Raw genomic sequence first — 22,993 nt, forward strand, 5'->3', positions numbered from 1 at the left:
GGGCTTTTTTACGTCTATAGCCCTGCTAACCGAATCGCTGCGCTTGAATAGCGACAAATATCCTGTCCGGATGCCGACACAAGATAGGTTCAGTGCGCTTGTCGGCTTTGCCTTCCCCTGTCTACCATATATAGCGGTTGCTAATAAAAAGCGTCTGCACCGTGTGAAGAGAGTTATCCCTGTATATTTAACAGAGCGTTATAGCGTCCTTGAAATAAAATGTACTGCTATCTCTTTATTCTATTTGGTGATTTTTATGCGGTGCTGAATAAGAAGGAAATATGTGAAAGGAATAAAATAAAACCCGCATCAGCGTGATTAATAAAATAACAACCGATGCGGGTCAAAAAAAACGGGAGGCACGAACCTTTGCGGCCTTTCTGTTACTTGGTCAGCGCGACGATACCCAGCGTCAGGCCTGCCAGTGCCGCTGCACCACCGGCGATGGCTCCTGCGGTTTCCCAGTTGTCTTGCGTTGTTCCTTTCATACAGGTGTTGGTGTGAACCAGACGACCCTGGTCGTCATAGACCGGAACGCAAGGTGAATCATGTGCACAGCCCGCAAGCAGCGTTGCCAGCAGCGTCACCAGAATAAATTTTTTCATGATATAGCCTCTAAATAGTCCGTTTCATTACGCCGTCATGGACGTATTACGGAATGGCTTATTTTATCACCTGGATACCCGCGGTCTGATAGAGGAAATAATCTCAATTTATGAGTTACGTAAATATCGTGGAGAAGGCGTGTTAAATTGGCAGGATTGTGTGGAAATGATGTAGATGAAAATAACGAAATAAACGCCGCGCCAGTATAATAAGCGAGATCAGTGATAACGTATTGAGCCACTTGCAGTTATTTGGCGACAAAAAAAGGCGTCCGAAGACGCCTTTCACCGGATAGTTTCTGAGGTTAGTCCGTGTGTTTGGTAAATCGACGTCTGACGACCACGAAGAATACCGGGACGAAGAAAATGGCCAGCAGCGTTGCTGTTAACATTCCCCCCATAACCCCGGTACCTACCGCATTCTGCGCGCCGCTACCGGCACCATGGCTGATAACCAGCGGCATAACGCCAAGAATGAAGGCCAGCGAAGTCATTAAGATTGGGCGTAGACGCATGCGTGATGCCTCGAGCGTTGCCTCAATAATTCCCTTGCCCTCTTTCTCCATAAGATCCTTGGCGAACTCAACGATCAAAATAGCGTTCTTCGCTGATAAGCCGATCGTGGTTAACAGCCCCACCTGGAAGTAAACGTCGTTATTCAAACCACGTAGTGATGCTGCCAGCAGCGCACCGACAACCCCCAGAGGCACGACCAGCATCACGGAGAATGGAATAGACCAGCTCTCATAGAGTGCTGCCAGACACAGGAAGACAACGATCAGTGAGATCGCATACAGCGCAGGGGCCTGGTTGCCGGATAAACGCTCCTGATAGGACATCCCCGTCCAGTCAAAGCCAATACCAGAAGGCAGCTTGCTGGCCATTTGTTCCATTAACGTCATGGCCTCACCGGTACTTTTACCCGGCGCGGCCTCACCCAAAATCTCCATGGAAGGCAGACCGTTGTAGCGTTCCAGTCGCGGTGAACCGTAAACCCAATGTGAGGTAACGAAGGCAGAGAACGGCACCATCTCACCGTTAGCGCTACGTACATACATATTGTTAACGTCGCCTGGCAGCATACGGAATTTAGCATCCGCCTGAACATATACCTTCTTCACGCGGCCATGATCGATAAAGTCGTTAACGTAGTAACCCCCCAGCGCCGCTGAAATGGTTTCATTGATATCCGACAGAGAGATGCCCAGTGCCTGCGCTTTTTCCTGGTCGACATCCAGCTTGAACTGCGCGGTGTCTTCCAGTCCGTTTGGACGTACGCGAACCAACTGGTCTGGATGCTGTTGCACCATGCCCAGTAGCTGATTACGGGCCTGAGTCAGCGCCGTATGGCCAAGGTTACCCTGATCAATCAACTCGAAGTCAAAGCCGGTAGCCGTACCGAGTTCGATAATGGCTGGCATATTGAACGGGAAGACCATGGCATCTTTAATCTGGCTGAAGGCCATGGTCGCGCGTTTGATGATGGACTCCGCGCTGTTCTTATCGCCGCTACGTTCATCCCACGGCTTGAGGCTAACAAACGCCATACCGGAGTTTTGCCCCTGACCGCTGAAGCTGAAGCCGTTAACGGTAAAGACGCTTGCCACGTTGGCCTTCTCGTTATTCAGATAGTAGTGGGTAACGGTATCCAGGACCTTCTGCGTACGTTCCTGCGTAGCGCCAGCCGGGAGCTGCACCATGGTCATGAATACACCCTGATCTTCATCCGGCAGGAAGGACGTAGGGAGACGGACAAACAGCACCGCCATCCCAACAACAATAAGCACATAGATGATCAGATAACGTCCGGTACAGCGCAGAATGCCGCTCACGCTGTTGGTATAGTGGTTAACGCTCTGATCAAACTTATTGTTGAACCAGCCGAAGAACCCTTTCTTCTCATAGTGATCGGCAGATCCTGGTTTCAACAGCGTGGCACACAGCGCAGGGGTCAGAATCAAGGCCACCAGTACCGACAGTGCCATGGCCGAAACAATGGTAATAGAGAACTGGCGGTAGATAGCGCCGGTAGAGCCGCCGAAGAAGGCCATCGGGACGAACACCGCCGATAGCACCATAGCGATACCGACCAGCGCGCCCTGAATCTGCGACATGGATTTCTCCGTCGCTTCCACCGGCGAAAGCTGCTCTTCGACCATCACACGTTCAACGTTTTCAACCACCACGATAGCATCATCGACCAATAGTCCTATCGCGAGCACCATCCCGAACATTGTCAGGGTGTTTATCGAGTAGCCAAACATATCCAGCACGGCAAAAGTCCCCAGCAATACCACCGGCACGGCGATCGTGGGAATTAGCGTTGCGCGGATATTCTGTAAGAACAGATACATCACGAGGAAGACGAGGATAATCGCTTCAAACAGCGTTTTGACCACTTCGTGAATGGAGATAGTGACAAATGGCGTGGTGTCGTATGGATAGACTACCTTCATTCCCTGCGGGAAAAAAGGCTGCAGCTCCGCCAGCTTGGCCTTAATCGCGTTCGCAGTATCCAGCGCATTCGCGCCCGTGGCGAGCTTAATCCCCAGCCCTGAAGCCGGTTTACCGTTAATGCGGGCAACGACGTTGTAGTTTTCGCCACCTAGCTCAATGCGCGCCACGTCGCTCAGATGCACGACGGAACCGTCAGCGTTGACGCGTAGGGTCACTTTGCCAAACTCAACCGGATCTTTCAGACGGGTCTGCGCAATGATAGAGGCGTTAAGCTGCTGGCCCTTCACGGAAGGCGTACCACCTAACTGGCCAGCGGCAATCTGGTCGTTCTGTACCTTCAACTGATTGATCACGTCGACCGGTGTCAGGTTGTATTTGTTCAGCAGATTCCCATCGAGCCAGATACGCATCGCGTATTGTGCGCCAAAAAGCTGGACGTCGCCGACGCCGTTCAGACGACTGATCGGGTCTTTAACGTTAGAGGCGATGTAGTCCGAAATATCGTCCTGAACGGTATTCGGGTTATCGGAGATAAAACCGGCCACTAACAGGAAGCTGCTGCTCGATTTCTCTACGCTAATCCCCTGCTGCTGTACTTCCTGCGGCAGCAGCGGCGTTGCCAGCTGCAGTTTGTTCTGCACCTGAACCTGGGCGATATCGGGGTCTGTGCCTGAATTAAAGGTCAGAGTGATAGTCACCGAACCGGCCGAATCGCTGGTAGAGGACATATACATCAGGTTATCGATACCGTTCATGTTCTGTTCGATAACCTGAGTAACGGTGTCCTGCACGGTCTGAGCGTCAGCGCCCGGATAGGTAGCGGAGATAGCCACCGCTGGCGGTGCAATCGTAGGATATTGCGCGATAGGCAATTGCAAAATAGCCAACCCGCCGGCAATCATCAGAATGATGGCCAGAACCCAGGCAAAAACCGGGCGATGGATAAAAAACTTAGACATGGGTTTGGTACCTTATTGCGCAGCCGGAGCCGCGGTATCCTCTTCTGCCTTCACGGTCGCGCCTGGGCGCACTTTCTGTAGCCCACTGACGATGACTTTATCGCCGGACTTCAGGCCACTGGTGATCAGCCACTGGTCGCCAACAGCCTGCGCGGCCACAACGTTACGGGTTTCCACCTGATTTTTGTCATTGACCAGCAGCACGGTGGCATCGCCACGCGGCGTACGGGTGACGCCTTGCTGAGGAACCAGCATTGCGCTTGGATTTACCCCTTCATCGATACGTGCTCGCACAAACATGCCCGGCAGCAGCGTATGCTGTGGATTAGGGAAGATGGCGCGCAGGGTGATGGAGCCGGTGCTTTCATCTACGGTGACGTCGGAGAATTGCAGAGACCCTTTCAGGGCGTAGGGCTGACCATTTTCCATCACTAACTGGACGCTCTTCGCATCACCGCCCTGTTGCAGGCTCTCCTGCTTCAGGCGCATAAAATCGCTGCTGGACTGAGTTACGTCGACGTAAATCGGATCGAGCTGCTGTACCGTCGCCATCGCGTTGGACTGCCCGTTGGTTACCAGCGCGCCTTCCGTTACGCTGGACTTGCCGATGCGGCCAGTGATAGGGGAGGTCACTTTGGTATAGGCTAGATTGATGCGAGCGCTCTCAACGGCCGCTTTTGCTGCCATGACGTCGGCATCGGCCTGACGTGCGGTCGCGACCGCCTGATCGTAATCCTGCTGACTGATGTACTTCGTACCCAGCAGTGGGACATAGCGTTTTACCGTCAGATGAGCGATGGCTGCGGCGGCCTCCGCTTTTGACTCATCGCCTCTGGCGCTGTCATAAGCGGCCTGGTAGGTCGCTGGGTCAATTTGGTACAGGGATTGCCCTGCTTCAACGTCACTACCTTCCACAAAGTTACGCTTCAGAATGATACCGCTGACCTGTGGGCGAACCTCAGCGACGCGGAACGCAGAGGTGCGGCCCGGCAATTCTGTGATGATGGAGAGCGGCGCATTGTTCACGACATGAACAGTAACCTGGGGCATGGGGGCATGCGCTTGCTGATTGCCTGAATCATCGCAGCCGCTTAATAATGCCGCAGAGATAATTAGGCTGGTTAAGAGTGTAACTCTGGCGTGGCTCGTCATTGCGGTTCCTTATAGATTGATAGCCCGATTTGACTACAAATCTGAGAAAGAAAGGGTGAATAAAAAACAGTTCGTTATCCTACAAATAAACAACGATGGATGTAAGGGATAGTTATTTTGGAGTGGATGCTAAAGGCACGGAAACACAAAAAAAGCAGGATTGGAGAATAAACGAGGGCAAACCTCAGAAGATAATATTCATACAGTGAATGGTAATTCAGCAAAGCATACATTTACTATATTTATTTGTTTTTTGGTGAGTATCAAACTTTTTGGTAAATACAGCAGTTATTCTGAATGATAGATTGAATAGAGTAATATAAATTATTCATCGTTCATCCAGCGCTAAGCGATACATTCCATGGCAAGAAAAACGAAAGAAGAGGCGCTCAAGACGCGTCAAATGCTGCTTGACGCAGCGATTGAACAGTTTGCGCTGCGCGGCGTCAGCAACACCACGCTGACCGATATTGCCGATGCTGCTGGCGTAACGCGGGGGGCGGTTTACTGGCATTTTTCAAGTAAGAGTGAATTATTTAATGCAATGTGGCAGGAGCAACTCCCACTGCGTGATTTAATTCATCATAAATTGAAACAAATAGAGTGTGGGAATCCATTATTAGATTTGAGGAATAAGTTTGTATTAGGTTTGCAATATATCGCGGAAACGCCTCGCCAGCGTGCTTTGATGCAAATTCTGTATCATAAGTGCGAATTTAATAGCGACATGATGTCTGAATATGAAATCAGAAAGAAAATAGGCTTTGGCTATGATACTGTTCGCGATATATTGCAGGGGTGTGTGCGTAACCAGATATTACCTAAAGATACAAATATTGAGATTATATTAATCGTTTTATATAGCGCGTTTAGCGGTCTGATTAAAAACTGGTTAATGGCGCCACAGCAGTTTGATCTCTACCAACAAGCGCCGCTGCTGGTCGACAATCTGATGTCCGCGGTTTGTGCTCAAAGTCTTTGGTCCACTCGGCCTGCGCTGGTGGTCAATCAGTAGGTCAGTGCACATCTACCTGATTATCCGGGCGTGACGCCGTGTCTCTTCTGCGGCGTTGTGCAGGTGATAAAAAAGGCGCTTCCCCATGCCGAGTAGCGCCTTCAAAATCAAGCAATTAACTGATTAGTATCAGTTCATGCCGTATTTTTTCAGTTTCTTACGCAGAGTACCGCGGTTGATGCCCATCATCAGGGCAGCGCGGGTCTGGTTACCACGGGTGTATTGCATCACCATGTCCAACAGGGGCTGTTCTACTTCAGCCAGTACCAGCTCATACAGGTCATTAACGTCCTGACCGTTCAGTTGAGCAAAATAGTTCTTCAGTGCCTGTTTAACCGAGTCACGCAGGGGTTTTTGGGTTACCTGATCCTGAGAGTTAACGGTAGAAACGGTCAGTACGTCAGAATTTACGCGTTGTTCGAACATAGTTCTGTCAGCTCTTTATTTCTATTACGCAAAATTTTCGAAGTATGCCTCCAACGCCTCCAGCTGTTCGCTGGCATCCTCAATGGCGTTGAATGTGCGCCGAAACTGGTCATTTGGAGCGTGCTCCTGGAGATACCAGGAGACGTGTTTCCGCGCGATTCGGTACCCTTTTGCCTGACCATAAAAGTCATGCAGTTCCCGAACGTGCGCACAAAGCAAGCGCTTCACCTCTGCCAGAGGCAGTGGAGGCAGCAGCTCCCCAGTGTCCAGATAATGCTGGATTTCCCGAAAGATCCAGGGTCTTCCCTGAGCCGCACGTCCTATCATCAGGGCATCAGCCCCCGTATAGTCGAGTACAGCTCTGGCTTTAAGCGGGTCAGTAATGTCGCCATTCGCGATAATCGGAATGGAAACGTTCTGCTTAACTGTCCGAATGCTGTCGTACTCAGCGTCTCCGTTAAACAAGCAGGCGCGGGTGCGTCCGTGAATAGTCAGAGCCTGAATGCCACAGTCTTCAGCCAGTTGGGCAATTTCTACACAGTTACGGTGCTCAGGAGCCCAGCCAGTGCGAATCTTAAGTGTGACAGGAACGTCCACCGCCTTAACAACCGCGTTCAGGATAGCCTTCACCTGATCCGGGTATTGCAGTAGGGCTGAACCTGCTAGCTTGCGATTCACCTTTTTTGCCGGACAGCCCATATTAATATCAATAATCTGGGCGCCGCTTTCCACATTAATGCGGGCGGCTCCGGCCATCTCTTCAGGATCGCTACCGGCGATTTGCACGGTACGAATACCTGGTTCATCCACGTGCACCATACGTAACCGAGATTTATCGCTCTCCCACACCTGCGGGTTGGAGGACATCATCTCTGATACGGTTAAGCCTGCTCCCATCTCGTAGCACAACGTCCGGAATGGTCTGTCAGTGATGCCAGCCATGGGCGCTGCGATCAGGCGATTTCTGAGCTGGTGTTGTCCGATACGCATGAGTTAAGAAATGACCATACTGTGACTGCAAGGCGGCGTATATTACGCATTTTTTGCACGAGATGAAAGGCCAAACTTTGAGCAATCAGATGTTGTAGATCAATGAATCTCAGTACTGAAAGCGAATCGACGATAAATTCCCATATTAATCATCGAATTAAACAAAAGTGAATGTTTTGTGCGCATTCAGAAAATCATCAAACTTCTCTCGCATTCTTACGTAACGGCGAGCGCTTGAACGATAAAATGATGATTTAATGAACAATATTGGTTCGATAAATGCGATCTGTCTCGCATTTATGAGGGGGATAAAACGTTCGGACAGGGGAAAATGCGGCCAGCAGGCCGCATTCAGAGACGGTTATTTTTTGCGGCCCGTAATACGGCACCACTCTTCTTTTTCGACGACGGCGTCGAGGTCGAAGAGGTCGGCATACGCTTCGCAGACGCTTTCCGCCTGGCTGGCCAGGATACCTGACAGGCCCAGCAGGCCGCCTGTAACCGGCAGCACGCTGATTAACGGAGCCAGTTCACGTAACGGGCCGGCCAGGATGTTGGCGACCACCACATCGGCTTTCATGGCTTCTGGCTGGTCCTGCGGCAGATACAGCTCCAGGCGTTCGGAAACGCCGTTACGCTGGGCATTGTCGCGGCTGGCCTGAATGGCCTGCGGATCGATATCGATCCCGATAGCTTTCGCGGCGCCCAGCTTTAGCGCAGCGATCGCGAGGATCCCCGAACCGCAGCCGAAGTCGATTACCGTTTTGCCCGCCAGATCCAGACCGTCCAGCCACTGCAGGCACAGCGAGGTGGTCGGGTGGGTACCGGTGCCGAAGGCCAGGCCCGGGTCAAGCATCACGTTGACCGCGTTCTCATCCGGCACCTCACGCCAGCTTGGGCAGATCCACAGACGCTCGCCAAAGCGCATCGGGTGGAAGTTGTCCATCCACTCGCGCTCCCAGTCTTTATCTTCGAGCTGCTCGATTTTATGCACAAAACCCGCACCCAGCAGCGGATGCTGCTCAAGCAGGGAAACCACCTCTTTCATGTCGGTTTCTGCATCGAACAGGCCGATAACGTCGGTATCGCCCCACAGGCGAGTTTCACCCGGCAGCGGCTCGAAGACCGGCGTGTCATGCGTATCCTGGAAGGTGATGGAGACCGAACCGGCCTCCATCAGCGCATCGCTAAGATCTTCGGCATTGGCGCCGGTTGTGTTCAGTTTCAGTTGGATCCACGGCATGGCAAAACTCTTTATTTATCAGTAGAAATTACGGCTGCCTGCGGTGCAGGTTGACCAAAACGGTTCCCCACCACAAACGCCAGCAAACTTAGCAGTAACGAAGGCACTATCGGATGGAAGCCCAGATACTGAATATTAAACGTCGCCAGCACGGCATACAGCACGCCACCGACGATCATCCCGCTCAGCGCCCCGGCTGCATTGGCGCGCTCCCAATACAGGCCTAACACCAACGGCCACAGGAATACGGCTTCAAGCCCGCCAAAGGCCAGCAGGTTTAGCCAGATGATCATTTCAGGCGGGCGCCAGGCGGCCAGCAGCAGCAATGCGCCCAGAATAAGCGTAATAGCTGCCGACATGCGCTTCAGACGACGCTCATTCTGCATCTGTTCCGGATGCAGGTTCAAATAGAGATCTTTGATGATCGTAGCGGAACTTTGCAGCAATTGGGCATTAATTGTCGACATAATTGCCGCCATCGGCGCCGCCAGGAAGATCCCCGCCGCGAAGGGGGGAAGCACTTTCACCATCAGCGTGGGAATGACCAGATCCGGCACCGTGAGGTCCGGAATAACCGCGCGTCCCAGCGCGCCGGCAAGGTGCATGCCAAACATCAGGATGGCAACGACGATCGTCCCGATAATAATGCCCCGGTGCACCGCCTTGCTGTCTTTATAAGAGATACAGCGTACCGCCGTGTGCGGCAAACCGATAACCCCAAAGCAGACCAGCACCCAGAACGAGGTCATAAAGGTCGGCGACAGAATATCATCCGCCCCCTGTGGTGAAACGAGTTTCGGGTCAATCGCTTCCAGGGTTTGCACCGCGTGGCTCAACCCGCCCGCCGCATGCACAATACCAACCAGCAGGACGATGGTGCCGATAAGCATCACCAGGCCCTGCATGGTGTCGTTCAGCACGCTGGCGCGAAAGCCGCCGAAAGCGGTGTACAGCGCAATACTGATACCAAAGATGAGCAGGCCGGTTTCATAGGGGATCCCTGCGGCGGTTTCCAGCAGACGCGCGCCGCCAATAAACTGGACGGTCATTGCGCCGACAAAGGCAACCAGCAGGCTCAGGCTCGCCAGCCAGACCACCAGGCGACTCTGGTAGCGGGCAAACAGCATATCGTTGAGCGTCACGGCGTTATAGCGACGAGCAAGGATAGCGAACTTTTTGCCCAATACCCCCAGCGACAGCCAGACGGCAGGTAGCTGAATCATCGCCAGCAGCACCCATCCAAGCCCGTACTTATAAGCCGCGCCCGGCCCGCCGATAAACGAACTGGCGCTGATATAGGTGGCCGTGAGCGTCATGGCAAGGACGATGCCTCCCATTGAGCGGCTACCGAGAAAATACTCATTGAGGAAGTTTCCGGTCGCTCGTTTACGCATGGCGTAAATCGACAGACCAAAAACGACAATCAGATAGGCGATAAGCGGCAGAATGACTTCAAGCTGCATGGTCGTCATCCTCCAGCGGAATATCACGATAGATAAATTTCACCATCGCCCAGCACAACAAAATAAATACCAGCGGTATCAGCAGGCAGGCCATCTCAAACCAGTGCGGCAGGCCCGTGAAGCCTTGAACAGAGTTTGGTATGTAAGCGCTCGCCAACCACGCAGCAAGATAGAGAAGGGTTAGCCACAGCGCCCAGCGCGCCTCTTTGTGGGCCTGAACAAAACGTTTGTCCATTTTTTGTCCCTTGTGGATGAAGAAAGCGGGGATTGTACCGCAAGGAAAAGATGAGGGGAGAGAAAAAGAAAAAAGGCCGGAAAATCCGGCCTTTTGCTGCGAGAACAGGATTATTTTTCCTGCAATCCGAGTTTTTTCTCCAGATAATGGATATTGGTACCACCATGCTGGAAGTTCTCGTCGCTCATAATGCGCATCTGCAGATCAACGTTGGTTTTGATACCGTCGATGATCAGCTCCTGCAGCGCATTCTTCATGCGAGCAATTGCCACGTCACGGGTCTCACCGTAGCAGATGAGTTTGCCGATCATTGAGTCATAGTACGGCGGTACGGTGTAGCCGGCGTAGATATGAGATTCCCAACGAACGCCAAAGCCGCCCGGCGCGTGGAAGCGGGTGATTTTACCCGGGCTTGGCAGGAAGGTGTCCGGGTCTTCGGCGTTGATACGGCATTCCACCGCGTGGCCGCGAACCTGTACTTCTTCTTGCTTGATGGACAGCGGCTGACCGGCAGCGATACGCAGCTGCTCTTTGATCAGGTCGACGCCGGTGATCATCTCGGTAACCGGGTGCTCTACCTGGATACGGGTGTTCATTTCAATGAAGTAGAACTCACCGTTTTCAAACAGGAACTCGAAAGTACCCGCGCCGCGGTAGCCGATATCCACGCACGCTTTCGCGCAGCGTTCGCCGATGTAGCGACGCAGTTCTGGGGTAATGCCCGGTGCCGGCGCTTCTTCAACGACTTTCTGGTGACGACGCTGCATGGAGCAGTCACGTTCAGCCAGATAGATAGCGTTGCCCTGGCCATCAGCCAGTACCTGGATCTCGACGTGGCGAGGATTTTCCAGGTATTTTTCCATGTACACCATGTCATTGTTGAAAGCAGACTTCGCTTCCGCTTTGGTCATGGCAATGGACTGCGCCAGGTCGGCGTCGCTGCGTACAACGCGCATACCGCGACCGCCGCCGCCGCCGGAGGCTTTGATGATAACCGGGTAGCCGATGCGTTTCGCATGTGCGCGGTTAGCGTCCATGTCGTCGCCCAGCGGGCCGTCAGAGCCCGGAACGGTCGGTACGCCTGCTTTCTTCATCGCGGTGATCGCAGACACTTTGTCGCCCATCAGGCGGATGGTGTCGGCTTTCGGGCCGATGAAGATAAAGCCAGAACGTTCAACCTGCTCGGCAAAATTGGCGTTCTCAGAGAGGAAGCCATAGCCTGGGTGAATCGCCACTGCCCCGGTGATCTCAGCTGCGCTGATGATAGCCGGGATGTTCAGATAGCTTTTTACGGACGGAGCCGGGCCGATACAGACCGTCTCATCCGCCAGCAGTACGTGTTTTAAATCGCGATCCGCAGTGGAGTGCACGGCGACAGTCTTGATGCCCAGTTCTTTACAGGCACGAAGAATACGCAGTGCGATCTCGCCGCGGTTAGCGATGACAATTTTATCCAGCATCTTCGCCTCGTTTACTCGATGACGACCAGAGGCTCGTCAAATTCAACCGGCTGACCGCTTTCTACCAGGATTGCTTTCACAGTCCCTGCTTTGTCAGCTTCAATCTGGTTCATCATTTTCATCGCTTCAACGATGCACAGGGTGTCGCCCACGTTAACTTTCTGACCAACTTCCACGAATGCTTTAGCATCCGGGCCTGGAGTGCGATAGAAAGTACCAACCATCGGGGAACGTACGATGTGACCACTGATTTCAGCTTTTGCCGGAGCTTCAGCTGCGGCTGGTGCGGCTGCCGCGACAGGTGCCTGCTGTTGCACAACAGGCGCTGCATAAGCCTGCTGCATCACTGGAATACCGGTGTTCGGTGCCGTGCGGCTGATGCGCACAGACTCTTCGCCTTCAGAAATTTCCAGTTCGTTGATGCCAGACTCTTCGACCAGCTCGATCAGTTTTTTAATCTTACGAATATCCATGAGTGGGTTCCGTACTCTTTGTTTAGTTTGATTGTGACAGGCGTTTTACCGCCGTCTGTAAAGCGTATGAATAGCCGTCAGCCCCGAGCCCGCAGATAACGCCGGAAGCGATATCAGACAGATACGAATGATGACGGAATGGTTCGCGCGCATGGACATTGCTGAGATGAATCTCGATAAACGGGATGCTCACCGACAGCAACGCATCGCGAAGGGCAACGCTCGTGTGCGTGAACGCGGCCGGATTGATCAGGATATAGTCAATATTGTCTTTAGCCTGATGAATACGGTCGATGAGGACGTACTCGGCGTTGGATTGCAGGCTGTCGAGCGTGACGTTCAAGGCTTCAGCTTCCGCGGTTAAGCGGCTTACGATCTGGGAAAGCGTCAGCGTGCCGTACTTCTCTGGCTCACGGGTGCCTAACATATTCAGGTTCGGGCCGTTCAAAAGCAAAATGCGGAACTTGTCAGTCATTGTGCTGCTATCTCCTGCAATTCTCGGGTAAAAAACAAAATATACCTTCGATGCGCGATTGTCACCTTTTCAGAGGCTGAAAACCCCCGTCAGGAAAACCAAGGTCGCACATTATAACTATTTCGTAGCATTTGGCAGCTAAATACTGGTCTTATCAGGGAAGATTATCAACCGCTATCGTGTAAAGAACGTCTGACTATAAGTGAATTGTGGTAAACCGCACATATCGCGACATCATCGCCACCATTGGCGAAACTTCTTGTAGCGACAGGCTAAAAGCACGATCGCGCAACCGGTATAGATGAGCGGTTGCGGTGAGATAATCTTCACCGACCACAGGTAATGTATCGGTGCAAGGATCGCGACAAGATAGACGAAGTTATGCAAAAGTTGCCAACGGCGTCCCAGTTTTCGTTGTATGGCCTGCATTGAGGTCACAGCCAGCGCCAACAGGATAAGCCAGCAGGCTAATCCCAGCAGTAAATAGGGGCGAGTCACGATTTCGTGTCCCAATAGCGACAGATTCTGGATCCCCAGTTCCAGCACGCTGTAGCTGGTGAGGTGAATTGTCGCCCAGGTGAAACACCATAGCCCTAACAACCGACGCGTGCGAATCAGCAACGGCTGTTTAGCGTAGCGCGCCAACGGGGTGACCAACAAGGTCGCCAGCAGCAATTTCAGAGCCATCCTACCGGTAAAGTGCTGAATATTCTTTACCGGATCGGCGCTGAGCTGTCCTTGCGAGACCGCCCAGAACAGCCAGACAAACGGTAAAAATGCGGCAAAATGCAGGAAAACTTTCAGCCAGGTTATCTGTTTAGCCGTTAAGCGCATTAAAAATTCTCCCGCAGATTCATCCCGCGATAAAGCGAGGCCACCTCATCGGCGTAGCCGTTAAACAGCAGCGTCGGTTGGCGCTGTACGTCGAGAATACCGCCAGAACCGATAAATCGTTCCGTTGCCTGAGACCAGCGTGGATGATCGACATGTGGGTTCACGTTGGCGTAAAAACCGTATTCGTCAGGAGCCGCCAGGTTCCAGGTGGTATCGGGGCGATCGCGGGTGAGCGTAATACTGACAATCGACTTAATGGCTTTAAAGCCGTACTTCCATGGCACCGTCAGGCGGATCGGCGCGCCGTTTTGCGGTGGCAACGCTTTGCCGTAAACGCCCACGGTGAGCAGCGTCAGCGGATTCATCGCTTCGTCGAGACGCAACCCTTCTATATAAGGATATGCCAGGCCGCCGCCGATAAAGCGATCCTTCTGCCCAGGCATAGTTTCTGGCGAGTAGAGGGTTTTAAAAGCCACATACTTCGCGTTGCTGGTGGGTTCGACGGCAGCCAGCAGCTTATGCAGCGGGAAGCCAATCCACGGCACCACCATCGACCACGCCTCCACGCAGCGCATTCGATAAATTCGTTCTTCCAGCGGAAAACGTTTGGTCAGGTCATCATGATCGAGCGTTAACGGTTTCGCCACCTCGCCACCAATCGTGAGTTTCCACGGATTGGTCTGTAAACTTCCGGCGTTAGCCGCCGGATCGGCCTTATCTAACCCAAATTCATAAAAGTTGTTGTAGCCGGTGACTTTATTTTCTGGCGTCAGCGTCAGTTTGCTTTGCCATTGGGGGGGGGTATCAAAGGTAAGCGGCGCGCCCGAGGGGGCGGCAGGACGGTCATTGCCTTTAAACCAGTCCGTCAGACTGGAGGCGTGCAGGGGAAGTGAGGCGGCAGCGGTGCCAATGCCTAACATTTTCAACACCTGGCGGCGTTTGAGCATAAACACGGACTCGGCCGTGACGTCTGCTTCAGTCAGTTTTTTGCGATTCATAATGCTCTCCGTCATGCTTTTTTCTAAGCATGACGGAGGCCTGACATTAATGCGAATATGTCACGAAAAATTGCATTTTAGGCGATTTTGACCAGCGTACGGCCCTGAATCTGGTTGTTAATGATTTTGTCGGCAAATGCGGGCGCCTGGTCGAGGCTAATTTCCGTTGCGCTTTGGTGATAGAACGTTTCCGGCAGGTCCGCCACCAGACGTTTCCACGCTTCGGCGCGGCGTGCCGCTGGCGTCATGACGGAGTCGACGCCCTGCAGACGCACGTTACGCAGGATAAACGGCATGACGGTGGTCGGCAGCGCAAAACCGCCAGCCAGGCCGCAGGCTGCGACGCAACCGCCGTAATTCATCTGCGCCAGCACCTTGGCCAACACTTTGTCACCCACGGTATCTACCGCACCGGCCCAGACCTGTTTTTCCAGCGGACGGGTTTCGGCAAATTCGTCACGGCCCAGAATGCGGCTCGCGCCCAGCGCGCGCAGATAATCATGAGTGCTTTCGCGTCCGGAAACGGCGGCAACCTGATAACCCAGCTTATGCAGCAGCGCTATCGCGGTGCTGCCTACGCCGCCGCTGGCGCCGGTCACCACGATCTCGCCATCTTCCGGGCGCACGCCAGCGTCTTCCAGCGCCATCACGCACAGCATTGCGGTAAAGCCCGCGGTGCCGATAATCATGGCCTTACGCCCGTCCAGACCTGTCGGCAGCGGTACCAGCCAGTCACCGTTGACACGTGCGCGTTCGGACAGCCCGCCCCAATGATTTTCGCCGACGCCCCAGCCGGTCAGCAGCACCTGCTGGCCCGTCGTGAAGCGGGGATCGTCACTGTGATGAACCGTACCGGCAAAGTCGATACCCGGCACCATCGGGAAGTTGCGGATAATTTTCCCTTTACCGGTGATGGCGAGCGCATCTTTATAGTTCAAGCTGGACCACTGGATGTCGACGGTGACGTTGCCCTGCGGCAGCAGACTGTCATCAACGGCCTTCACTGCGGCGAGGGTTTTGCCATCCTGCTGTTCTAAGATGAGTGCCTGCATAACCTTTCCTTACATGGTCTGATAGTGAAAAAATTTACCGGGGACTATACTCGCTTATCATCATTTGATATCGATTTGGCGCAATAAATTGCCAGATCCGCCAGGTTTGGTAGTATGCCAGCCTGGTTTGATATGTTAGTGCTTACTTCTTGTAAGACACGGACGCTGGCACCCGGCCTCTGTCGGGGATGATTAACCCACGGAGTTAACTCAGGGATGCGATTAACGACGAAGTTCTCAGCCTTTTTTACGCTCTTAACCGGGCTTACCATCTTTGTGACGTTAATTGGCTCCTCACTGAGTTTCTATAACGGCATACAGTATAAGATAGCCACTCGCGTGCAGGCCGTCGCGACCGTGCTGGATAATCGACTGGTCAACAGCTCGTTTGAAACGCTCGACTACCAGCTCGATGAAATCATGGTGCCGCTCGACATCGTGCGTATCGACTTTACCCTGAACGACAAATCACTGTTCCACCATACCCGCAACAGTAGTTATCTGCCGATGGGGAGCCACTATCAGTATCGCGAAATAACGGTGGCGTCGCTCAAGCATCCCGGTATGAAGATTCACCTGGTGTATCAGGATCCGATGGCCAACTATTTCCGCTCGCTGATGACCACCGCGCCTTTGACCATCACAATTGCCTTTATGGTGCTGGTGGTCTTTGTTGCCGTGCGCTGGCTGCGACGACAACTGGCGGGGGAAGAGTTGCTGGAGATGCGCGCTACGCGAATTCTTAACGGCGAGCGCGGGGCGAAAGCGAAGGGGACTATCCACGAATGGCCAGCGCGAACCAGTTCGGCGCTGGATACGCTGCTGTCGGAGATTCAGTTTGCCGGCGAACAGCGCAGCCGGCTGGATACGCTGATTCGCTCTTACGCCGCGCAGGATTCAAAAACCGGCCTGAGCAACCGTCAGTTCTTCGATAGCCAGCTGGCGACGCTGCTTGACGATCAGGAGAACGTCGGCGCACACGGCATCGTTATGATGATCCGCCTGCCGGACTTTGACTTCCTGCGCGACAACTGGGGCCGCGCGGCGGCAGAGGAGCACGTCTTCACGCTGATTAACCTGCTCTCTACCTTTATTATGCGCTATCCCGGTGCGCTGCTGGCGCGCTACCGCCGCAGCGACTTTACCGTTCTACTGCCGCATCGTACGCTGAAAGAGGCCGACAGCATTGCCGGACAGCTATTAAAAGCTATCGACGGTCTGCCGCTGGCTAAAATTCTCGATCGCGATGACATGATGCATATTGGCATTTGTGCCTGGCGCAGCGGGCAAACCACCGAGCAGGTGATGGAGCACGCCGAAGCGGCGGTACGTAATGCCGTATTGCAGGGCAGCAATAGCTGGGCCATTTATGATGATTCACTACCGGAGAAAGGGCGTGGCAACGTGCGCTGGCGTACCCTTATTGAGCAAATGCTCAGTCGCGGCGGCCCGCGTTTGTATCAAAAGCCCGCCGTCACCCTCGATGGCACCGTGCACCACCGCGAGCTTATATGTCGGATCTTCGATGGCAAAGAAGAGGTGATTGCCGCCGAGTATCTGCCAATGGTGCTGGAGTTTGGTCTGGGCGAAGAGTACGACCGCCAGCAGATTACCCGTCTGCTTCCTTTCCTCGGATTTTGGCCGCAGGAAAACCTGGCGATTCAGGTCACCGTAGAGTCATTGATCCGCCCGCGTTTTCAGCGCTGGCTGCGTGACGTACTGATGCAGTGCGAAAAATCGCATCGTCGACGGATTATTTTTGAACTTGCAGAGGTAGATGTCTGTCAACATATGACGCGTCTCCAGCCCGTCGTGCGTTTAATTCATGCGTTAGGCGTTCGGGTCGCGGTTACGCAGGCGGGTTTAGCCCTTGTCAGCACCAGTTGGATTAAGCAGCTTGAGATTGAACTGATTAAGATCGATCCGGTGCTGGTGCGTGACATTGAAAAGCGTAGCCAGAACCAGCTGCTGGTACAAAGCCTGGTAGAGGCCTGTAAAGGAACATCAATCCAGGTATTTGCCGCCGGTGTACGCAGCCGCAGTGAATGGCAGGCGCTGACAGAATGCGGAGTTTTCGGCGGTCAGGGGGATTTTTTTGCCTCTTCCCAGCCACTTGACGCAAATGTGAAAAAATATTCGCAAAGATATTCGGTTTGACCTGCTGTTTAACGTGTTTATCACGTAGAATAACGCGCGCGGTTTTTTCCGGGAGTGTGCATGTCTGCTCGCCGGGGGAAACGACGCATCACGCATGTGACGACCTTTGACAGGTACAAATCCAGGATGGAGCGGCAGTGAGTCTCCCTGCACTGAAGGAGTCAGGTTGGATTTGTAACAAAGGTAACGAACTGCACTAATTTTCACCGTTGCAGATGATTTTTGCGCCTTGTCGCTGCTGCGTGTGGTTGGTAAAGTAAGCGGATTTTATTTTTCCGCCCCAGCTTTCAGGATTATCCCTTAGTATGTTGAAAAAATTTCGTGGCATGTTTTCCAATGACCTGTCCATTGACCTGGGTACCGCGAATACCCTGATTTACGTAAAAGGACAAGGCATCGTATTGAATGAGCCTTCCGTGGTCGCCATTCGTCAGGATCGTGCCGGTTCACCGAAAAGCGTGGCCGCCGTGGGTCATGACGCAAAACAGATGCTGGGCCGTACGCCGGGCAACATCGCGGCTATTCGTCCGATGAAAGACGGCGTTATCGCTGACTTCTTCGTGACCGAAAAAATGCTCCAGCACTTCATCAAACAGGTTCACAGCAACAGCTTTATGCGCCCAAGCCCGCGCGTACTGGTCTGTGTACCGGTTGGCGCAACGCAGGTTGAACGTCGTGCGATCCGTGAATCCGCTCAGGGCGCAGGCGCCCGTGAAGTGTTCCTGATTGAAGAGCCGATGGCTGCCGCAATTGGTGCCGGCCTGCCTGTTTCTGAAGCCACTGGCTCCATGGTGGTTGATATCGGTGGTGGTACCACTGAAGTGGCCGTTATCTCCCTGAACGGCGTGGTTTACTCCTCTTCTGTACGTATCGGTGGTGACCGCTTCGACGAAGCTATCATCAACTACGTTCGCCGTAACTACGGCTCTCTGATCGGTGAAGCAACCGCAGAACGTATCAAGCACGAAATTGGCTCCGCTTATCCGGGTGACGAAGTGCGTGAGATCGAAGTGCGTGGCCGTAACCTGGCAGAAGGCGTTCCGCGTGGCTTCACGCTGAATTCCAACGAAATTCTCGAAGCGCTGCAGGAGCCGCTGACCGGCATCGTGAGCGCAGTGATGGTTGCACTGGAACAGTGCCCGCCAGAACTGGCTTCCGACATCTCCGAGCGCGGTATGGTTCTGACCGGTGGTGGCGCGCTGCTGCGCAACCTCGACCGCCTGTTAATGGAAGAAACCGGTATTCCAGTTGTCGTTGCTGAAGATCCGCTGACCTGCGTAGCGCGTGGCGGCGGCAAGGCGCTGGAAATGATCGACATGCACGGCGGCGACTTGTTTAGCGAAGAGTAGTCAGCATGAGGTTCAGGGTAGCCAGAAAGGCTACCCTCAATTTCACTGACACGAGAATACGCATAGCCTATGAAGCCCATTTTTAGCCGTGGCCCGTCGCTGCAGATTCGCCTTATTCTGGCGGTGCTGGTGGCGCTGGGTGTCATTATCGCCGACAGCCGCCTGGGTATGTTCAGTCAAATCCGAACGTACATGGATACTGCCGTCAGTCCTTTCTACTTTGTTTCTAATGGTCCCCGTGAACTGCTCGATAGCGTCTCGCAAACGCTGGCTTCACGCGACCAGCTCGAGCTTGAAAACCGTGCATTACGCCAGGAGCTGCTGCTGAAAAACAGCGACCTGCTGATGCTGGGTCAGTACAAACAAGAAAATGCCCGTTTACGTGAGCTGTTAGGTTCACCGCTGCGCCAGGACGAACAGAAAATGGTGACGCAGGTGATCTCAACGGTAAACGATCCCTACAGCGACCAGGTGGTTATCGACAAAGGCAGCGTGAACGGTGTTTACGAAGGCCAGCCGGTGATCAGCGACAAAGGCGTTGTGGGTCAGGTTGTGGCCGTCGCCAAACTCACCAGCCGCGTGCTGCTGATTTGCGATGCCACCCACGCGCTGCCTATTCAGGTGCTGCGTAACGATATCCGCGTGATTGCCGCCGGTAACGGCTGCACCGACGATCTCCAACTGGAGCATCTGCCTGCCAACACCGACATTCGTGTGGGCGACGTGCTGGTGACATCTGGCCTGGGCGGGCGTTTCCCGGAAGGTTATCCGGTGGGCGTTGTGTCTTCGGTTAAGCTGGACACCCAGCGTGCATATACCGTGATTCAGGCTCGCCCAACCGCGGGCCTTCAGCGTCTGCGCTATCTGCTGCTGCTGTGGGGTGCCGATCGTAACGGCACTAACCCGATGACCCCGGAAGAGGTGCATCGCGTGGCCAACGAACGTCTGATGCAGATGATGCCTCAAGTGCTGCCGTCGCCTGATGCGATGGGGCCACAGTTGCCTGCACCGGCAACCGGAATTGCTACTCCGCCTGCGGTTACGCCGCCACCGCCATCCTCCGCAGGAGGGCAATAGTGGCAAGTTACCGCAGCCAGGGACGATGGGTCATCTGGCTCTCGTTTCTTATCGCACTGTTGCTACAGGTTATGCCCTGGCCGGACGACCTCACGGTTTTCCGGCCGAACTGGGTGCTGCTCATTCTGCTGTACTGGTCGCTGGCGCTGCCGCATCGGGTGAATGTTGGCACGGGATTCGTGATGGGTGCCATACTGGATCTGATCAGTGGTTCAACGCTTGGCGTGCGCGCGCTGTCGTTGAGCATTGTGGCGTATCTGGTGGCGCTGAAGTATCAACTGTTCCGTAACCTGGCGCTCTGGCAGCAGGCGCTGGTGGTTATGTTGCTCTCGCTCGCCACGGATATTATTGTTTTCTGGGCAGAGTTTTTAGTGATCAACGTCTCTTTCCGACCTGAAGTGTTCTGGAGTAGTGTAGTAAACGGCGTGCTCTGGCCGTGGATATTTCTTCTGATGCGTAAAGTTCGCCAGCAATTTGCCGTTCAATAAGGTCGTTATGGTATCTCTCTATCTTGCTTCTGGTTCCCCGCGTCGTCAGGAACTGCTCACTCAGTTAGGTGTAACCTTTGAGAAAGTGGTCCCGGGTATTGAAGAAGTGCGCCGTCCTCATGAGGATGCGCCGCACTATGTGGCGCGACTGGCGCGCGAGAAAGCGCAGGCGGGCGTTGCCTTAGCCCGCGAGGATCTCCCGGTTTTGGGGGCGGATACCATTGTTATCCTCAACGGTGAAGTGCTGGAGAAACCGCGCGATGAAGCCCATGCGGCAGCGATGTTGCGTAAGCTTTCGGGAAATACCCATCAGGTGATGACCGCCGTTGCGCTGGCCGACAGCCAGCAAACGCTCGACTGTCTGGTGGTCACTGAGGTGACCTTCCGGATGCTCTCTGATGACGATATCGCAGCGTATGTTGCGAGCGGAGAACCTTTAGATAAAGCAGGTGCATACGGTATTCAAGGGTTGGGTGGCTGTTTTGTCAGGAAGATAAATGGCAGCTATCACGCCGTAGTCGGCTTACCGCTGGTGGAAACGTATGAGTTGCTGAGTAACTTTAACTCGCTACGTGAAAAAAGGGATAAACATGACGGCTGAACTATTAGTGAACGTGACGCCATCGGAGACGCGGGTGGCGTACATCGATGGCGGCATTTTGCAGGAAATTCATATTGAGCGTGAAGCGCGACGCGGAATAGTAGGCAATATCTACAAAGGTCGTGTCAGTCGGGTCTTGCCGGGTATGCAGGCGGCTTTTGTAGATATTGGTCTGGATAAGGCGGCGTTTCTGCACGCTTCCGATATCATGCCGCATACCGAATGTGTGGCCGGTGAAGAACAAAAACAGTTCACCGTCCGCGATATCTCTGAACTGGTACGTCAGGGTCAGGATCTGATGGTACAGGTGGTGAAAGATCCGCTGGGTACCAAAGGCGCGCGTCTGACCACCGATATCACCTTACCGTCCCGCTATCTGGTCTTTATGCCCGGCGCTTCTCACGTCGGCGTCTCTCAGCGTATTGAAAGCGAAGCCGAACGCGACCGCTTAAAGAAGGTGGTGGCCGATTACTGCGATGAGCAGGGCGGCTTTATCATCCGTACCGCCGCTGAAGGGGTGTGCGAAGAGGATTTAGCCTCTGATGCCGCCTACCTCAAGCGCGTATGGACCAAAGTGATGGAGCGTAAAAAACGCCCACAGACCCGCTACCAGATGTACGGCGAGCTGGCGCTGGCGCAGCGTGTGCTTCGTGACTTTGCTGACGCGCAGCTCGATAAAATTCGCGTGGATTCCCGTTTAACCTACGAAGCGTTAATGGAATTCACGGCTGAATATATGCCTGAAATGACCAGTAAGCTTGAGCACTATAGCGGTCGCCAGCCTATCTTCGATCTCTTCGACGTTGAGAATGAAATCCAGCGCGCGCTGGAGCGTAAAGTTGAACTTAAGTCAGGCGGCTATCTGGTTATCGACCAGACCGAAGCGATGACTACCGTGGACATCAATACCGGGGCTTTTGTCGGCCACCGTAATCTTGATGACACCATTTTCAACACCAACATTGAAGCCACTCAGGCGATTGCCCGTCAGCTGCGTTTGCGGAATCTCGGCGGCATTATCATCATCGACTTTATCGATATGAATAATGAAGATCACCGCCGCCGTGTGCTGCACTCGTTGGAGCAGGCGCTGAGTAAAGACAGGGTCAAAACCAGCGTGAACGGCTTCTCGCCGCTGGGACTGGTGGAGATGACCCGTAAACGTACGCGTGAGAGCGTTGAACACGTGCTGTGCACCGAGTGCCCAACCTGCCATGGTCGCGGCACGGTAAAAACCGTTGAAACGGTATGCTATGAAATCATGCGTGAAATCGTTCGCGTGCATCACGCCTACGACTCCGATCGCTTCCTGGTCTATGCTTCTCCTTCGGTAGCCGAAACGCTGAAGGGCGAAGAGTCCCATGCGCTGGCGGAAGTGGAGATCTTTGTGGGTAAGCAGGTCAAAGTACAGATTGAACCGCTCTATAACCCGGAGCAGTTTGATGTGGTCATGATGTAATAACGCAGCCTGCTGCGACCCAAGG

General features: G+C 53.7%; 22 protein-coding genes. 8 read left to right on the plus strand and 14 right to left on the minus strand.

From position 1 onward, the window contains the following. Positions 1 to 268, plus strand: a 268-nt coding sequence (locus tag M989_RS25995) for a hypothetical protein (RefSeq protein WP_209438749.1), incomplete at its 5' end; no start/stop codon positions are given. A gap of 115 nt (positions 269 to 383) precedes the next feature. On the opposite strand, the gene M989_RS02775 is transcribed toward M989_RS25995, so the two are convergent. The 3 genes from M989_RS02775 to M989_RS02785 form a co-directional block, all read right to left on the minus strand. Beyond that, a complete protein-coding gene (locus tag M989_RS02775; protein WP_035891258.1) occupies positions 384 to 605 on the minus strand; it encodes a lipoprotein in 222 nt (73 codons plus the stop codon). Positions 606 to 910: 305 nt separating this feature from the next. Next, on the minus strand, positions 911 to 4,021 hold the full coding sequence (locus M989_RS02780) for an efflux RND transporter permease subunit (RefSeq protein ID WP_064541693.1): 3,111 nt from the start codon (positions 4,019 to 4,021) through the stop codon (positions 911 to 913). A gap of 12 nt (positions 4,022 to 4,033) precedes the next feature. Beyond that, entirely contained in the window at positions 4,034 to 5,173 is a 1,140-nt protein-coding gene (locus M989_RS02785; protein WP_064541696.1) for an efflux RND transporter periplasmic adaptor subunit, read from the minus strand. A 361-nt stretch (positions 5,174 to 5,534) separates the two neighbouring features. Between M989_RS02785 and envR the strand changes: the two genes are divergently transcribed. Then, positions 5,535 to 6,188 carry an acrEF/envCD operon transcriptional regulator gene (envR, locus tag M989_RS02790; RefSeq protein WP_064541700.1) on the plus strand — a complete coding sequence of 218 codons (654 nt, stop codon included), beginning with the start codon at positions 5,535 to 5,537 and terminating at the stop codon, positions 6,186 to 6,188. Positions 6,189 to 6,317: 129 nt separating this feature from the next. Here envR and fis read toward each other — a convergent pair whose 3' ends face one another. The 11 genes from fis to acuI form a co-directional block, all read right to left on the minus strand. Then, entirely contained in the window at positions 6,318 to 6,614 is a 297-nt protein-coding gene (fis, locus tag M989_RS02795) for a DNA-binding transcriptional regulator Fis (protein ID WP_000462905.1), read from the minus strand. Between the two features lie 24 nt (positions 6,615 to 6,638). Next, the gene (gene dusB, locus M989_RS02800) at positions 6,639 to 7,604 is read right to left on the minus strand and encodes a tRNA dihydrouridine synthase DusB (protein WP_064541703.1); all 966 of its coding nucleotides are present in this window, start codon (positions 7,602 to 7,604) and stop codon (positions 6,639 to 6,641) included. A 361-nt stretch (positions 7,605 to 7,965) separates the two neighbouring features. Then, positions 7,966 to 8,847 (minus strand): 50S ribosomal protein L11 methyltransferase, encoded by an 882-nt coding sequence (gene prmA, locus M989_RS02805; RefSeq protein WP_064541706.1) that lies wholly within the window; start codon positions 8,845 to 8,847, stop codon positions 7,966 to 7,968. A gap of 11 nt (positions 8,848 to 8,858) precedes the next feature. Beyond that, positions 8,859 to 10,310, minus strand: a complete 1,452-nt coding sequence (panF, locus tag M989_RS02810) for a sodium/pantothenate symporter (protein ID WP_064541708.1) — start codon at positions 10,308 to 10,310, stop codon at positions 8,859 to 8,861. Continuing rightward, positions 10,300 to 10,545, minus strand: a complete 246-nt coding sequence (locus tag M989_RS02815) for a YhdT family protein (protein ID WP_064541711.1) — start codon at positions 10,543 to 10,545, stop codon at positions 10,300 to 10,302. The genes panF and M989_RS02815 overlap by 11 nt, the downstream gene beginning before the upstream one ends. A gap of 110 nt (positions 10,546 to 10,655) precedes the next feature. Continuing rightward, on the minus strand, positions 10,656 to 12,005 hold the full coding sequence (gene accC, locus M989_RS02820) for an acetyl-CoA carboxylase biotin carboxylase subunit (RefSeq protein WP_064541714.1): 1,350 nt from the start codon (positions 12,003 to 12,005) through the stop codon (positions 10,656 to 10,658). Between the two features lie 11 nt (positions 12,006 to 12,016). Then, positions 12,017 to 12,478: an acetyl-CoA carboxylase biotin carboxyl carrier protein gene (gene accB / locus M989_RS02825; protein WP_064541717.1), complete on the minus strand. Its 462-nt coding sequence runs from the start codon at positions 12,476 to 12,478 to the stop codon at positions 12,017 to 12,019. A gap of 22 nt (positions 12,479 to 12,500) precedes the next feature. Then, positions 12,501 to 12,953, minus strand: coding sequence for a type II 3-dehydroquinate dehydratase (aroQ, locus tag M989_RS02830; protein WP_064541720.1), 453 nt, complete (start codon positions 12,951 to 12,953; stop codon positions 12,501 to 12,503). 234 nt (positions 12,954 to 13,187) lie between these two features. After that, positions 13,188 to 13,787, minus strand: a complete 600-nt coding sequence (msrQ, locus tag M989_RS02835; RefSeq protein ID WP_064541723.1) for a protein-methionine-sulfoxide reductase heme-binding subunit MsrQ — start codon at positions 13,785 to 13,787, stop codon at positions 13,188 to 13,190. Then, on the minus strand, positions 13,787 to 14,785 hold the full coding sequence (msrP, locus tag M989_RS02840) for a protein-methionine-sulfoxide reductase catalytic subunit MsrP (protein ID WP_064541726.1): 999 nt from the start codon (positions 14,783 to 14,785) through the stop codon (positions 13,787 to 13,789). Before msrP ends, msrQ begins: the two co-directional genes overlap by 1 nt. 77 nt (positions 14,786 to 14,862) lie before the next feature. After that, positions 14,863 to 15,837 (minus strand): acrylyl-CoA reductase (NADPH), encoded by a 975-nt coding sequence (gene acuI, locus M989_RS02845; protein ID WP_064541729.1) that lies wholly within the window; start codon positions 15,835 to 15,837, stop codon positions 14,863 to 14,865. A 216-nt stretch (positions 15,838 to 16,053) separates the two neighbouring features. Between acuI and csrD the strand changes: the two genes are divergently transcribed. The 6 genes from csrD (at position 16,054) to rng (ending at position 22,968) form a co-directional block, all read left to right on the plus strand. Beyond that, a complete protein-coding gene (gene csrD, locus M989_RS02850) occupies positions 16,054 to 17,994 on the plus strand; it encodes an RNase E specificity factor CsrD (RefSeq protein ID WP_064541732.1) in 1,941 nt (646 codons plus the stop codon). Positions 17,995 to 18,299: 305 nt separating this feature from the next. Continuing rightward, on the plus strand, positions 18,300 to 19,343 hold the full coding sequence (gene mreB, locus M989_RS02855) for a rod shape-determining protein MreB (protein WP_000913396.1): 1,044 nt from the start codon (positions 18,300 to 18,302) through the stop codon (positions 19,341 to 19,343). Between the two features lie 69 nt (positions 19,344 to 19,412). After that, the gene (gene mreC, locus M989_RS02860; protein ID WP_064541735.1) at positions 19,413 to 20,420 is read left to right on the plus strand and encodes a rod shape-determining protein MreC; all 1,008 of its coding nucleotides are present in this window, start codon (positions 19,413 to 19,415) and stop codon (positions 20,418 to 20,420) included. Next, the gene (gene mreD, locus M989_RS02865) at positions 20,420 to 20,908 is read left to right on the plus strand and encodes a rod shape-determining protein MreD (protein ID WP_064541739.1); all 489 of its coding nucleotides are present in this window, start codon (positions 20,420 to 20,422) and stop codon (positions 20,906 to 20,908) included. Before mreC ends, mreD begins: the two co-directional genes overlap by 1 nt. Before the next feature lie 7 nt (positions 20,909 to 20,915). Then, on the plus strand, positions 20,916 to 21,509 hold the full coding sequence (locus tag M989_RS02870) for a Maf family protein (protein WP_064541742.1): 594 nt from the start codon (positions 20,916 to 20,918) through the stop codon (positions 21,507 to 21,509). Continuing rightward, complete coding sequence (rng, locus tag M989_RS02875) at positions 21,499 to 22,968, plus strand: ribonuclease G (protein ID WP_064541745.1); 1,470 nt, start codon at positions 21,499 to 21,501, stop codon at positions 22,966 to 22,968. The genes M989_RS02870 and rng overlap by 11 nt, the downstream gene beginning before the upstream one ends. Positions 22,969 to 22,993: the final 25 nt, after the last annotated feature.

Origin of the sequence: Kluyvera georgiana ATCC 51603 (assembly GCF_001654985.1) — a bacterium.
In the GTDB taxonomy this organism is placed as follows: domain Bacteria; phylum Pseudomonadota; class Gammaproteobacteria; order Enterobacterales; family Enterobacteriaceae; genus Kluyvera; species Kluyvera georgiana.

Bases quoted from the DNA above. Each gene is read 5' to 3' on its own strand.
- M989_RS02815 (WP_064541711.1), bottom strand. From the start codon at position 10,545: ATGGACAAACGTTTTGTTCAGGCCCACAAAGAGGCGCGCTGGGCGCTG.
- mreC (WP_064541735.1), top strand. From the start codon at position 19,413: ATGAAGCCCATTTTTAGCCGTGGCCCGTCGCTGCAGATTCGCCTTATT.
- msrP (WP_064541726.1), bottom strand. From the start codon at position 14,785: ATGAATCGCAAAAAACTGACTGAAGCAGACGTCACGGCCGAGTCCGTG.
- prmA (WP_064541706.1), bottom strand. From the start codon at position 8,847: ATGCCGTGGATCCAACTGAAACTGAACACAACCGGCGCCAATGCCGAA.
- aroQ (WP_064541720.1), bottom strand. From the start codon at position 12,953: ATGACTGACAAGTTCCGCATTTTGCTTTTGAACGGCCCGAACCTGAAT.
- panF (WP_064541708.1), bottom strand. From the start codon at position 10,310: ATGCAGCTTGAAGTCATTCTGCCGCTTATCGCCTATCTGATTGTCGTT.
- M989_RS02775 (WP_035891258.1), bottom strand. From the start codon at position 605: ATGAAAAAATTTATTCTGGTGACGCTGCTGGCAACGCTGCTTGCGGGC.
- rng (WP_064541745.1), top strand. From the start codon at position 21,499: ATGACGGCTGAACTATTAGTGAACGTGACGCCATCGGAGACGCGGGTG.
- accB (WP_064541717.1), bottom strand. From the start codon at position 12,478: ATGGATATTCGTAAGATTAAAAAACTGATCGAGCTGGTCGAAGAGTCT.
- csrD (WP_064541732.1), top strand. From the start codon at position 16,054: ATGCGATTAACGACGAAGTTCTCAGCCTTTTTTACGCTCTTAACCGGG.
- accC (WP_064541714.1), bottom strand. From the start codon at position 12,005: ATGCTGGATAAAATTGTCATCGCTAACCGCGGCGAGATCGCACTGCGT.
- M989_RS02870 (WP_064541742.1), top strand. From the start codon at position 20,916: ATGGTATCTCTCTATCTTGCTTCTGGTTCCCCGCGTCGTCAGGAACTG.
- envR (WP_064541700.1), top strand. From the start codon at position 5,535: ATGGCAAGAAAAACGAAAGAAGAGGCGCTCAAGACGCGTCAAATGCTG.
- M989_RS02780 (WP_064541693.1), bottom strand. From the start codon at position 4,021: ATGTCTAAGTTTTTTATCCATCGCCCGGTTTTTGCCTGGGTTCTGGCC.
- M989_RS02785 (WP_064541696.1), bottom strand. From the start codon at position 5,173: ATGACGAGCCACGCCAGAGTTACACTCTTAACCAGCCTAATTATCTCT.
- acuI (WP_064541729.1), bottom strand. From the start codon at position 15,837: ATGCAGGCACTCATCTTAGAACAGCAGGATGGCAAAACCCTCGCCGCA.
- msrQ (WP_064541723.1), bottom strand. From the start codon at position 13,787: ATGCGCTTAACGGCTAAACAGATAACCTGGCTGAAAGTTTTCCTGCAT.
- fis (WP_000462905.1), bottom strand. From the start codon at position 6,614: ATGTTCGAACAACGCGTAAATTCTGACGTACTGACCGTTTCTACCGTT.
- mreB (WP_000913396.1), top strand. From the start codon at position 18,300: ATGTTGAAAAAATTTCGTGGCATGTTTTCCAATGACCTGTCCATTGAC.
- dusB (WP_064541703.1), bottom strand. From the start codon at position 7,604: ATGCGTATCGGACAACACCAGCTCAGAAATCGCCTGATCGCAGCGCCC.